Here is a 12,550-nt window from a genome sequence, read left to right as displayed (position 1 = left end):
CAACGATCTTGACGACAAAATTTGGATTGTGATCACATTTTTATTTTGCGTGATGTGGTTGGTTTTGCACATATGTGCAGAATGGCGCGGTTATAGCACTAACCCCGGTAATACTTATCCGAGGTTAGTCAGGGAGAGGGACTAATTCAGTAACGGTTTGTAGTGATGGGGCTGGCGCATGGTGACCAGATCTTTACGGCGCACTACATTGGTTGGGTAGGGGCTGCCGGCGAGAGACGCGGTATTAATGGTTTGTGTTACGGCTTGCGTTTCTTGCCACAGCAGCCGCTCAAGACGTGGGAAAGTGAAGGTTTCCGGCCCGAATATTCCGCTATATCCTCCTTGCTGATTGAGGTCATCGACAGCATTGGCAAAGGCCAGATAAAGATTATTTTCCCCCGCGCGGGTTCTGAATAAGTGCCAGTGTAGCGGGTCGGCTCCCATTGGAATCGGATAGTTTTGCACCACGACACTGCCCGCATGCGCAGCAGTGAACCCCGCAGGAAGTGCGGCGGAACAGGCGATAATATCGCATCCCATCAGGGCCAAAATACGTGCTGATTCGGGTAACAGTGCATCATGGCCCAGCAGCAATCCGACTCTTCCGAGCGCAGTATCAAATACGCGCCAGTGCTCCCCAGCGCTAGCCCACGCTTGATGTGCTCGAGACAGATGTATTTGCCGATAGGTGCCAATGACCCCCTCCGGCCCCAACAGAATCTGGGTGTTGTAGCACTTATCTTGCTGTTTTTCGGCCATTCCTACTACCAGATATACCCGTAACTTTATAGCCAGACGAGCCAGCGCCTGCACCGCGGGACTTTCTGGTGTTTGGGCCTGAGCCGCACCCGCGAGATAACCGGTCAGGGATAACTCCGGGAACACGATAAGCTCACTGTCTTGCTGTAACACCGCCTCTTCTGTCAGGGCGGTAATTGCTGCCAAATTGTCCTCCAGCCGTTCTGTTGGGGAGAACTGCGCTACCGTGATCCGGCTCTGCTTACCGGGCGGCAACGGCCGTTGCCCGTAAAGCCCAAAGAAATCCTGTGGGTTCCACAAAAAACTGTCACTTAATAGCGCGTGATAATAGTCAGGGCGGCGCTGCTCAAACACTAACTCGCCTAACACTTGACGCTGACGGCTACGGCTGATGTCAATTTCGGCATAAGCAATTCCATCGCCGCCATCCACTACCGCAGCAATGTTGCCATCAGGCTCAATGATGCAACTGCCACCGCTAAATTGCACGCCGCGCTCTAATCCCCAGCGGTTGCTTTCCAACAGATAGCAGCCATTTTCCATGGCCCGGCTGATCCAGTAAGGGGCCGGAGTGCGCTCTGCCAGCCAGTTGCTGATATGGCAAATGACATCAACACCATCCAGTGCCAGCAGACGGGCCGTTTCGGGAAAATGAATATCCATACACACCAGCATGCCAATACGTCCCAGCGCTGTATCAAACACTTGATGCCCGACGTCACCCGCAGCAGCCCATTTAGGCTCTGAAATATAGGGGTGGCTTTTGCGATGGCAGCCAATCACCCCCTGTGGCCCGATGAGTACCGCACTGTTGTAATACAGCGCTGTTTGCGGATCCACTTCTGGCATCCCTAAGACGATATAGCATTGATAGCGCTGTGCCAGTTGCGCAAAGCGGGCGGTGCTCTCACCGGGGACGGTTTCGACCATGGGCGCAATCTCTTGTCGATCAAACCAACAGTAACCGGTGGTCGCCATTTCTGGCGTGGTAATCAGACGAGCACCTTTCTGTGCCGCCTGTTCAACCAATGCCAGTAACTGACGCACATTCGCTTCTTTGGCAAACATTAAGGGTTCAAATTGAATTGTGGCTGCAAGAAAAGACGTTATCGACATGATTATCCTCATAAATAATAAGTTTTAGGTTCGGCATATAGCGGCAATTAAACTCAATTCTTCCGACTATTAGCAGCAGCTGGGGTGGTCCAAGAGAAAATATCGTTGGCCTGAATCAATGCACACGAGATCTCTTCGACGGTAATGCGCTTATCCATGGCCTGATGGCGCAGGATGTCGTAAGCCTGCTCTTCACCAATGCTGTGCATCCGCATCAGGATGGCTTTGGCCTCACTGACCTGGCGAACCCCGAGCACTTTCTTCTCCAGCCGTTCGATTCGATCACTCATCTGCCGCTGCTGTTGGGCATGGTGTAAAGCAAACACCATGGCTGACAATAAGCCTGAGGCACGAATGGGAGTGGTTATCGAGGTGCCCGCGCCCATATTGAGTGCTTGATCAATAAACGTCGGATTTTCATAGGTAATAACTGCTATCAGGGCATGTTTGTTAGGGTTGAGCCATGACACATCTGGTTCCGGGTTATCTGACTGTAATGCATAGAAAATCAGATCCGTATCGGCGGGGAGTTGCTCAGGGGTAGGCCAGAAAGCCTGAACCTTAAACCCCATTCGGCGTAAATGATTGGTGAGGGTGGCACCGTCTTCGTCGTCGGGATGTAACACCACACAACGGATCCCACGACTGAGTAATAGGGCGGTCGCACTGATTCTGCTATCGCTAGGTCGCATGTGGATACCCCACTGTCGTTAACTTCGTGACCCAATCGCCCTGAATCTGATTGGTCATATAGGGGTCGGGTTCGACGATACGGCGAGACTCCTGCACGATGGTAAATTGCCCATGCTCATTCGCCATACCAATGCGTGGATACAGTCCGGTATGTTGATTCAGTGGGTCAATACGAATGCGGCCTTGAGGGGCATCAAATTGGCTCCCACGCAGTGCGGCAGACAGCGGGAAGATATGGTCGCTGCCGCATTCTGCCATGGCTTTGGCAAACAGATGTACCTGGCTGTAAGTGGCTTCCCAATTCATGTCGGTGGTGAGTCCCGGCCCAAATTGTTGATGGAATTGTTTAAGTGCTGATTGATTTGCTTTGGTGCTAATGCTTTGGAAATAGGGAGCTGAACTGAAATGGCCCTGTGCCACTTGTGCCCCCATAATGGCAATCTCGGTTTCTGATGTATTCAGACTGCCAATTGGCATGCGGCCAGGATCCAGCCCCGCAGCCTGATAAGCCTGATACAAAAAGGGGACTGTTTGACCTACCACGGTACTGAAGATGAAGTCGGGCTGCTTTTTGGTTATCTCCTCAATGATGGGCAGAAACGCCTCATAAGGTGCATTCAGATCTAAATAGCGTTCGCCAATGACCGCGCCATCGTGGCGTTGCAGAATTAACTCCTGCATGTTGCGATTACATTCATAAGGGTAAATATAACGGGAGCCAATCAAATAAACCCGCGCGCCAAACTGCCCGGTGAGATAGTCCGCCAGTTGTACACAGTTTTGATTAGGTGCCGCGCCGCCGTAAAAGATATTCTCCGAAAACTCAAAACCTTCATACAGTTGCGAGTAGAACAGCAGCCGACGGTACTTTTCGACGACGGGTGACATGGCTTTACGGCTACTGGAGGTGTAGCCGCCAAAAATCACATTAACCTCATGTTCGACGATCAATTGTTCGGCCAAGGCACGGAACTGCGTATCGTCAGATTGTGGGTCAAAATGAATCGCATTCAGTGGCCTGCCGTTGATGCCGCCATTTTGGTTAATTTCGGCAATAGCCTGTGTTGCTCCCCGCCATTGCGACAGCTCTTGTGCCGCCGTCACACCGCTGAAGGAGTACAGTAAGCCAATGTTGACCGGTGTATCTGAACTCATAGGCACCTGCTTATCCAAACTCGATGAATACCCGTCATACTTCAAGCTGCAGGGGATTGGCTGCCCTCGTTACTCGGCCCGTCCATGGGCCTCGCCTCTGCGAGGCCGCTGCAAACAGCGTTCAAATCGGTTCCTGGCTGATTTGCCACTCACTTGCCGCCTTCCTGCAACTCGAATTATTTAGGGTCTAGAACTTTTACTGTGCTAGCTGTTTTTACTGCGCTAAAAGTTCTTTGTTAAGCATCGCGCCGACGGTGTATTTCGGGTCGACCATGTTGCCCAGCCGCACTTTGCCGCATTGGCTCAGTAACATGTAGGCATCCCACTGCTCGAAGCCAAAATCGGCCACCAGCCAGTAAATCAGGTCGCGATAAGCAATGCGGGTGGCATCCTCTAACGGGCGCGCACTGCCGATACTCATGATGGTTTCGGCGTTCTCCATTCGTGGCCAGGAGAGTTGCCAGTTCTTAATCAAATCCACTTTAATAGTGGTGATTGAGGCGAACTCCACCGCGGTGCCGCAAATCTCCCCATCCCCCTGACAGGCATGAGCATCACCAATAAACAGGCGTCCTCCGGGGGCGCGCACCGGCAGATAAGTAATACTCCCCGGCCCGATATCCGGGACATCCATATTTCCGCCGTGATTATCCGGCGTGAGTGAATTGATTGAGTCAATTTCTGGCGACACACTTAGGGTGCCAATGTGAGGTTTATAGGGCAGGGTGTGGCGCTCGCTCCAGTAGACCTTTTCGCTGTCGAGCTTAATCATGCGCACTTTTTCTGGCAGTGGGTCATTGAGCATGGCGGTTAGATCTGTTCCGGTCAGCCCGCCAAAATGGGGGATCATGGCACAGATGCCGTGCGGGTTAACGCCACGCGGCAACATGGATTCGATATAAACTGCAATCACATCCCCTTTCTCGGCACCATTGATCATGATTGGGCCATTTTGCGGGTTGAGAAAGGGCATTTTAAGCAGTTGGCTCGGAATATCTTGCTCTGAGCTAATGGCACCCTCAAAGGCATCGCGGGTATCGACAATCACCCGATCACCAGGCTCAATGGTCAGCACCGGTGTTGAGTAGGGGCCGATGGTATAGTGAAATTCTTTTTGCATCTCTTCGGTCAGATGATGGGTCACCGGTTTACGTCCAGCACCGACACCGCGTTTGACCATGATTGATTCTTCCAGCCATTTCATTAGCAATTCTCCACGTAATAAGGGCATCCGGTTACAAAGCCAGATGACGGCGCATTAAAAGATCATCAGAAAGTTGTTGTTGGGTCAGGTTTTCTACTATTTGGCCTTTGTCCATCACCGCGCACCGTTGTGCGGCCCGCTGGATCATCGCGATATCCTGTTCAACCAGAATCACCGCCACATGCAGTTCGCGGGCAATGCGCACCAGGGTATCGGCAATGATATTGACGATAGAGGGCTGAACACCTTCCGAGGGTTCATCCAACAGTAATACTTTGGGTGAGCCGACCAAGGCTCTGGCGATAGCCAATTGTTGTTGCTCGCCGCCACTCATGGTGCCGGCTTTTTGTTTGAGCCTTTGGCGCAAGATGGGGAAGTAATCCAGCACCCGCTCCAGCAAGTCTTTAGCAAACTCACGGTGTTCTCGTACAAACTGCATGCCGACTTGCAGGTTCTCCGCCACCGTCAGACCAGCAAACACTTCACGTCCTTGCGGGACGTAACCCATCCCCAAGCGGGCACGGCGCTGCGGTGAGGCTAGGGTGATGTCAGTCTCGCCCAACAAAATGCTGCCTTGTTTCGTCGGTACCGCGCCAATTAAAGTGCGCATCAGTGTGGTTTTCCCCACCCCATTGCGGCCAATCAAACCTAAGACTTCTGCGGCGTGCAGTTGCAGTGTTACGCCATTAAGCACTTGCCCACCGCCATAACCGCCGGTCAGCCCCTCTATTTGCAACACCACGTTATTCATACCGCTTTCCCCAAATAGATATCCGCCACATCCTCACGGGCCAACACGTCGGCGGCATTGCCGTCAGCAAAAACCTGCCCGCCATGGAGGACCGTGACTTGTGAGGCAATCTGGCGCACGAATGTCATGTCGTGTTCCACTACCATCAGCGTCAGACCATCACTCTGCATCTGCTTAATCAGCTCGCCAGTGAGATAGGTTTCATCAATAGATAAGCCCGCCACCGGCTCATCAAGCATTAGCAACGTCGGTTGCAGCGACACAGCCATCGCAATTTCCAGCCACTGTTTTTTGCCGTGAGACAAGTTACCGGCCAACTGATGGTATTCAGCGCTGAGCTTAAAGCGCTCGAGTAGCTCATCGACACTGACCGCTTGTGAGCGAACCTCTGGGCGTAAGTGGCTGAGTGATAATTGCAAATGTTGCTCAACGGTCAATTCAGGGAAAATACCGGGGATCTGAAACTTAATGCTCATGCCCATCCTGATGCGCTGAAACGGTGCTAAAGTATTCAGCCGACGATTGAAGAAACGGATATCCCCATCACTTGGCGTATGTTCACCCGTCAGTAATTTGAAAAAGGTACTTTTACCGGCGCCATTCGGGCCAATGACACAGCGCACTTCACCGCGACGTATTTGCAAATCGACCTTATTGATAACCTGAATGCCACCGAAGCGCTTACTCAGCCCACGGGTTTCGAGGATCAAATCCTGTGATACCTGATTCATAGCGATTCCCCTTTCTTCTGACGTGCGGCAGATAAGCGGGTGATTTTCTCTGCCAGCCAAGGTAATAGGCCATTAGGGGCGGCCAGCACTACAAACAGCAAAATGGCACCCAGCAAAATCATGGCGTATTCGCTGCCATAGATAGCCAACCATTGGGATAACCACACCAGCAGGGCAGTGATGACCACCGTGCCGAAAATGTTTTTACGCCCAGCGGTCGCTACCCAGATAACCGGCATCGCGGCGGCGGTTAGCCCCATGGAAGAGGGGGTAATGTAAGAACCCCACAGGGTATAAAGTGCGCCGGATAACCCGGAGAGCACGCCACCCAGCACGAACACCAGTAATTGATAGCGGCGGATATCAATACCGAGCATTTCTGCCCGACGTGGGTTCTCACGGATAGAGGCCAGTGTCAGGCCAAAATCGGAGCGCAATAAGCGCCGAACAGCCCAATAAACCCCCGCGAGCAGCACGATAATCAGGTAGTAGAACGCATTGCCTTCCAGTGTCAGTAATTCGCCGCCAAACCACGGTAGGGAGAGTGGCGGCATACCTGACATACCATTAAACCCATTCAGTCGCGCGCTGCCGATAGCCCATTGCGGGCCAGCGGTCTGGGACATAAAGGTTTCCAATACCAGCGTGAAAGAGAGCGTCACAATGCCGATAAAAATACCGGTCACCCCGCCGTAAAACATCAGATAACCCAGTGCCGCCGCCACGGTGGCAGCCACTAGCAGTGCCATGACCAGACCCGACCAGGTGGAGAGTACCCCATCGCCAAAATTCAGCGTCATCACGCCATAGGTGTAACCGGCAAGGCCAAAGAAGGCGGTCTGCCCGAAAGATAAAATGCCGCCATGCCCCCACATTGCGGCCAATCCGATGGCACAGAAGGTCCAGAGTAGGAAGTAGGAGAAGTCGCCTATCATGGCGCTATCGACCACTAACGGCAGCGCGAGTGCGCCGGCCAGAATTAACAGTGCCGCCAGCCGAGTGGTGGATGGCGTGCGTTGCTTCACCGTCGATAAATTAACAGAGGTCATTGTCACATTAGGCTCCTAGCGGTTACGGGTAAACAGGCTGCCAATACCGTTAGGCAGTAAGCGGATAACCAAGACAGCGGTGACCAGTAAGCCAATTTGCCCCGCCAGTTGCCCATACCAGGAGTTCAGCCCGGTTTGTATCGCACCTAAGGCAATTGCTGCAGGAATGGTGCCAACAAGTACATTGGCGCCACCGACCACTACCGAAACAAAGGCTTGAACAATAAAGCTGCTGCCCATGGTGGGTACGGCGGTTAGCGTCGGGGCATAAATGGCACCTGCGAGCCCCGCCAGCCCTGCGCCCAGCGCGAATGTCAGGGTATAAATACGATCAGTTTCTAACCCCAGACAGGAGGCCATGCGGGCGTTTTGAATGGTAGCTCTGGCACAGACGCCGTAATTGGTGTGGAAGAACAACCAATAGAGCACCATTAATATGGCAATGGCGAAAAAGGGCAGTAATGCGCGGTAAGTGGCAAACGAGTATTCGCCAAGGGTGAAAGAGCCGAAAGGCGTAGACAATCCCTCCAGTGATGGACCGGCGATCAGCAACATACTTTGCTGCACAATCAGGCTGATAGCCCACGTCGCCACCACCGAATCATACAAACGGCCATAGAGATGGCGCACCACAAGGCGCTCGACCACCCCGCCGAAGAACGCCGCCGCTAAGGTACCGGCGAGCATGGCAAAAGGCAGTGGCAAGCCTGCCTTGTTCATCAGGATGGTGACATAAGCACCACACATAATGAATTCGCCATGTGCCAGATTTATCACGCCCATCATGCCAAAAATAACCGCCAGCCCCAGTGCTGCCAGCACCAGATAGGCGAAGTTATCGCCAAACTGATAAATCACCGAATAGAGAAAGGATAGCGTTAACATCGTTTGGCAATCCCTGGTGTCCTGATTGACACTATTGAAAATGGATAACACAGGGAAGCCCGCTCAAGCGGTGACTTCCCTATAAAATAGCCCGTTCAAACTGCTGACAAAGTCAAATGAAGGGGAAACGTGCCGTTGGGGTCGCTCTTAGTTTCAAATACAAGTGCGTAAGCCACCGGAGCGCCCCGAGGTGTGGTCACCCCTTCACTCACCAAGCTATCAATAGCTTTGTCATTAGCGTGGTTTAGGCCTTTTTCGGCGGAGATGATGGCGTGTATTGGCTGTTATCCGGTTTCACCGGCAAGTTACAACCGGCTTCACCCAACCAATACGGTTTGATATCGGCCCACACTTTCGGGATCTCGATTGAGTGGTCATCTTTGACATGAGCCAGATAGATGGTGTGGCTCAAATGATGGCTTTTCGGATCGATACAGACTTTTCCTGAAGGGCCATCGGTACAGATATCACCACTTTCCAGTGATTTACGCACTGCGTCCATATCGGTGCTGCCCGCTTTTTCTACCGCCGCTTTGTACAGATAAACTGCGTCGTAGGCATTGGCCGCTTCCTGATTGATGTACGGTTCATTCGGGAATTTGGCGTGGAAACGCTGTTTGAAATCATTACTGGCGGGGCTATCCACTTCTTCAATGTAGTTAGCCGTGATATACATATCTTTCAGTGCCGGGGCTTTAAAGCGTTTGTGTTCATAAGCCTGGCCGACGTTAACTGAACTCCCCATCGGCAAGTTCAATTTTGCTGCGGCTTGTTGCTCGTAATAAGAAGATTGGTTCGCCCCGACCAGCAAAGTCATCACGAAATCAGGTTTGGCTTTCTGGATGTTCTGAATGGTTTGACCAAATTGCGAAACACTCAGCGGGATAAACTCCTCACCCACCATGGTGCCGCCATTCTCTTCCACAATTTTGCGCACCCATTCAGCCGAGATTTGCCCGAAGTTATAGTCGGCAGCAATGGTGTAAACTTTTTTGCCGTACTTCTCCATCATCCACGGGATCAGGGTTGAGAACTGCTGTTCAGGCACGGCGCCGGTGACGAAAACATTGGAGTCACACACGCCGCCTTCATACTGATTGTTATACCAATAGAGCTGCTTTTCACGATCCATTATCGGGCGGATAGCTTCGCGTGAGGCACTGGAAAACGCCCCGAATATCACATCTACTTTGTCATTTTTAATTAAGCGGCGAGCCATTTGTTGAAAGCGGGTGTTATCGGATTGCGTATCGTATTTGACCAACTCGATTGGGCGTCCGAGTATGCCGCCTTTGGCATTGATTTCTTCTACTGCCAGTTCTGTGGCATGAATTTTGGGAATAACCGGCAAAGCAAAGTTACCGGAAGCATCTTCCAATAAACCAATTTTCACCGGTTTTTCTGCCGCGATCGTCATACCTGAGTAGGTCACGGCAAATGCAGTTGCCAGCGCGATTGAGAGCGCAGCGTAATGACATTTTATTCTTGACCGTTTTATTCTGGACATAAGTACCCCTGATATTGGTTAAAAAAGTGGGTCTGAAAAAAAGCCAAAAAAAAAGCCCGGCAAAGTCAGATGACATTGCGAGGGCTCTATTGCCATAACCACAAGCCGACAACGTTGGCGTTCTTGCGGAGAAGTCAGGGTCACTATAAAAAGTAATCAGAGTTATTGTCAACGAAGAATTTTCAATAAAAATCAAATAGTAAAATTGAAATTCGTTGCACTAAATCAGGGCTTTACGTTGCACGTAAATGGTTCATTCGTTTGGGGCTGGTGGTCGGCGCTAACTGTGGATGATGAAAAGCAAAATGGCGAGATTATCCATGTAGAGCATAGCGAAGAGAATGGCGGAGGTTAATAAATTGCACCAGTGGGGTGCTTAAAAACTATTCGAAATTTTATCTGCTTTTTATCTGTAAATTTTTTATTTGTAATAAATCCAACCCCGGCGAAACCACCGAGGTTGGATTTTAATGTTAACCGCAGCGGTTACATCTTGATGCCTGGATCTGTTGGAAGAAATCATTACCTTTATCATCTACCAAGATAAAGGCTGGGAAGTCTTCCACTTCAATTTTCCAGATGGCTTCCATACCCAGTTCAGGATATTCCACACACTCCAGACTCTTAATGCTGTTTTGTGCCAATACTGCGGCTGGGCCGCCAATGCTGCCCAAATAGAAGCCGCCATGTTTGTGACAGGCATCGGTCACTTGCTGGCTACGGTTGCCTTTTGCCAGCATGATCATGCTGCCGCCGTGGGATTGCAGAAGGTCCACGTAGGAATCCATGCGGCCCGCGGTGGTTGGCCCGAGGGAACCTGATGCATAACCTTCCGGTGTTTTGGCCGGCCCGGCGTAGTAGATCGGATGATCTTTAATGTATTGCGGCAAACCTTCACCGTTATCCAACCGTTCTTTTAATTTTGCATGGGCAATATCACGGCCAACAATAATCGTCCCACTCAGTGACAGGCGGGTTGATACCGGATACTGAGACAGCTCTTTTAAGATATCGGCCATTGGGCGGTTAAGGTCGATTTTAACCACTTTGCCTTCGGTGCTCTGGCGCAAATGCTCAGGAATATATTTCCCTGGGTTTTGCTCTAGCCTTTCCAGCCAAATCCCTTTGCGGTTAATCTTGCCTTTAATATTACGGTCGGCAGAGCAGGAGACCCCCATCCCGACAGGGCAGGATGCACCATGACGCGGCAAACGCACCACCCGCACATCATGAGCAAAGTATTTGCCGCCGAACTGCGCGCCTAAACCTAAGTCCTGTGCCGCTTCCAGTAGCTCTTGTTCCAGCGCGGTATCACGGAAAGCTTGCCCGTGCTCATTCCCTTCAGTCGGCAGACCATCATAATATTTGGTTGAGGCTAACTTGACGGTCTTGAGGGTACTTTCAGCCGACGTCCCACCAATCACAAAGGCGATATGGTATGGCGGGCAGGCCGCGGTACCCAAGGTGCGCATTTTCTCGACCAGATACTCTTTCAGCTTGCCCGGAGACAGCAGCGCCTTGGTTTCCTGATACAGATAGGTCTTGTTGGCTGAACCGCCACCTTTGGTGACGAACAGGAATTTGTAGTCCTCGCCTTCAGTGCTGTACAGGTCAATTTGTGCTGGCAGGTTGGTGCCGGTGTTCACTTCTTGGTACATATCCAGCGCCGCGTTTTGCGAGTAGCGCAGGTTATCTTCAATAAAGGTGTTATACACGCCGCGTGACAGGGCTTCTGCATCATTGCCACCGGTCCAAACACGTTGGCCTTTTTTGCCGACGATAATTGCGGTGCCGGTATCCTGACAGGTCGGTAAAATCCCTTTGGCGGAAATTTCCGAATTACGCAGGAATTGCAGAGCAACATATTTGTCATTTTCGCTCGCTTCTGGGTCATCCAAAATAGCGGCAACTTGCTTTTGGTGAGCGGGGCGTAGCAGGAATGAGGCGTCGTGGAAAGCGTGTTGGGCGAGGAGGGTCAGGGCTTCTGGCTCGACTTTTAGCATGTCGTGGCCTTCAAACTGGGTAACCGAGACGTGATTATTACTGACAAGGTAATACTCAGTATCATCTTCCTTTAACGGGAAGGGATCCTGATAGTGGAACGGTTTGTTTGACATATTTTTCTCACATTCAACATCAGTTAGCGAAAGCGTTCGATAACAGAAACAATCGTTAGTAATCGATAGAAGAACCAAGCCGATATTTTTTAGTATGACTTTAACAAGAATTTTACTATAGATTGTCAGTGCGAGGCGACGGCTCCACCCTCTTTATAACGGGTGGATCTCATTTTCCGCACTTATCGGTGGTTCTGGCAGGATGATGTTATTGTGTTTTTTACTAAATTCTGCCTGTGATGCCGCTACATGACTCTGCTTAACGCCTCGGCAATGCACTTAAATTTGTCAAAACGCGCTCTCAATATCCGGTGTTTTTCAGCATTGGGTAACCACTACACCGATAGTGAATGGTTTATTGGCTTTTTGTGGCACTTTACTGTCATCCGCCCAAGCGGCATGGGAAGCTATTAATGTGGTTATTAAGCAGGGTAAGATTAACTTTTTCATTATTAAATCCTCTGAAAGAACAATTTTAGAAAGCATCAAGACGTCCTGCTTTGTATATATAAAGAGAGAAAACAAAGCAGCTTGGCTTATTCTTATCGTGTGACTGTTTCACTGGTGTTGACGCTATTATTCC

The 12,550-nt window shown here is 51.0% G+C and carries 10 protein-coding genes and 1 pseudogene; all 11 read right to left on the bottom strand.

The window, feature by feature from the left end; all coding sequences use genetic code 11:
• Positions 1-141: 141 nt before the first annotated feature.
• Complete coding sequence (locus V2A85_RS17640; protein ID WP_420071978.1) at positions 142-1,875, bottom strand: nitrilase-related carbon-nitrogen hydrolase; 1,734 nt, start codon at positions 1,873-1,875, stop codon at positions 142-144.
• Between the two features lie 53 nt (positions 1,876-1,928).
• Entirely contained in the window at positions 1,929-2,567 is a 639-nt protein-coding gene (locus V2A85_RS17635) for an ANTAR domain-containing response regulator (RefSeq protein WP_372558093.1), read from the bottom strand.
• Positions 2,557-3,723: a transporter substrate-binding domain-containing protein gene (locus V2A85_RS17630; RefSeq protein WP_372558094.1), complete on the bottom strand. Its 1,167-nt coding sequence runs from the start codon at positions 3,721-3,723 to the stop codon at positions 2,557-2,559. The genes V2A85_RS17635 and V2A85_RS17630 overlap by 11 nt, the downstream gene beginning before the upstream one ends.
• A 214-nt stretch (positions 3,724-3,937) precedes the next feature.
• Positions 3,938-4,927, bottom strand: coding sequence for an acetamidase/formamidase family protein (locus tag V2A85_RS17625; RefSeq protein WP_005165162.1), 990 nt, complete (start codon positions 4,925-4,927; stop codon positions 3,938-3,940).
• A gap of 31 nt (positions 4,928-4,958) precedes the next feature.
• Positions 4,959-5,678 carry an ABC transporter ATP-binding protein gene (locus tag V2A85_RS17620; RefSeq protein WP_372558095.1) on the bottom strand — a complete coding sequence of 240 codons (720 nt, stop codon included), beginning with the start codon at positions 5,676-5,678 and terminating at the stop codon, positions 4,959-4,961.
• Entirely contained in the window at positions 5,675-6,409 is a 735-nt protein-coding gene (locus tag V2A85_RS17615) for an ATP-binding cassette domain-containing protein (protein WP_372558096.1), read from the bottom strand. The genes V2A85_RS17620 and V2A85_RS17615 overlap by 4 nt, the downstream gene beginning before the upstream one ends.
• On the bottom strand, positions 6,406-7,464 hold the full coding sequence (locus V2A85_RS17610) for an ABC transporter permease subunit (protein ID WP_420071977.1): 1,059 nt from the start codon (positions 7,462-7,464) through the stop codon (positions 6,406-6,408). Before V2A85_RS17610 ends, V2A85_RS17615 begins: the two co-directional genes overlap by 4 nt.
• A 9-nt stretch (positions 7,465-7,473) precedes the next feature.
• Positions 7,474-8,343 (bottom strand): ABC transporter permease subunit, encoded by an 870-nt coding sequence (locus V2A85_RS17605; protein WP_005181910.1) that lies wholly within the window; start codon positions 8,341-8,343, stop codon positions 7,474-7,476.
• 244 nt (positions 8,344-8,587) lie between these two features.
• Positions 8,588-9,754 (bottom strand): urea ABC transporter substrate-binding protein, encoded by a 1,167-nt coding sequence (locus tag V2A85_RS17600; protein WP_019080392.1) that lies wholly within the window; start codon positions 9,752-9,754, stop codon positions 8,588-8,590.
• A 569-nt stretch (positions 9,755-10,323) separates the two neighbouring features.
• Positions 10,324-11,967, bottom strand: a complete 1,644-nt coding sequence (gene fumA, locus V2A85_RS17595) for a class I fumarate hydratase FumA (RefSeq protein WP_083160309.1) — start codon at positions 11,965-11,967, stop codon at positions 10,324-10,326.
• A gap of 330 nt (positions 11,968-12,297) precedes the next feature.
• Positions 12,298-12,417 (bottom strand): annotated as a pseudogene (locus V2A85_RS17590) (autoinducer 2 ABC transporter substrate-binding protein); the annotation flags it as partial.
• Positions 12,418-12,550 lie beyond the last annotated feature (133 nt).

The sequence above is a fragment of the Yersinia sp. 1252 StPb PI genome (assembly GCF_048593885.1).
GTDB lineage: Bacteria > Pseudomonadota > Gammaproteobacteria > Enterobacterales > Enterobacteriaceae > Yersinia > Yersinia enterocolitica_E.
Note: the sequence above shows the minus strand (reverse complement) of the source record. Positions and strands in the feature narration are given on the sequence as shown.

Coding starts and splice junctions, on each gene's coding strand:
- V2A85_RS17605 (WP_005181910.1), bottom strand. CDS start 8,343: ATGTTAACGCTATCCTTTCTCTATTCGGTGATTTATCAGTTTGGCGAT.
- V2A85_RS17640 (WP_420071978.1), bottom strand. CDS start 1,875: ATGTCGATAACGTCTTTTCTTGCAGCCACAATTCAATTTGAACCCTTA.
- V2A85_RS17615 (WP_372558096.1), bottom strand. CDS start 6,409: ATGAATCAGGTATCACAGGATTTGATCCTCGAAACCCGTGGGCTGAGT.
- V2A85_RS17620 (WP_372558095.1), bottom strand. CDS start 5,678: ATGAATAACGTGGTGTTGCAAATAGAGGGGCTGACCGGCGGTTATGGC.
- V2A85_RS17625 (WP_005165162.1), bottom strand. CDS start 4,927: ATGAAATGGCTGGAAGAATCAATCATGGTCAAACGCGGTGTCGGTGCT.
- fumA (WP_083160309.1), bottom strand. CDS start 11,967: ATGTCAAACAAACCGTTCCACTATCAGGATCCCTTCCCGTTAAAGGAA.
- V2A85_RS17630 (WP_372558094.1), bottom strand. CDS start 3,723: ATGAGTTCAGATACACCGGTCAACATTGGCTTACTGTACTCCTTCAGC.
- V2A85_RS17635 (WP_372558093.1), bottom strand. CDS start 2,567: ATGCGACCTAGCGATAGCAGAATCAGTGCGACCGCCCTATTACTCAGT.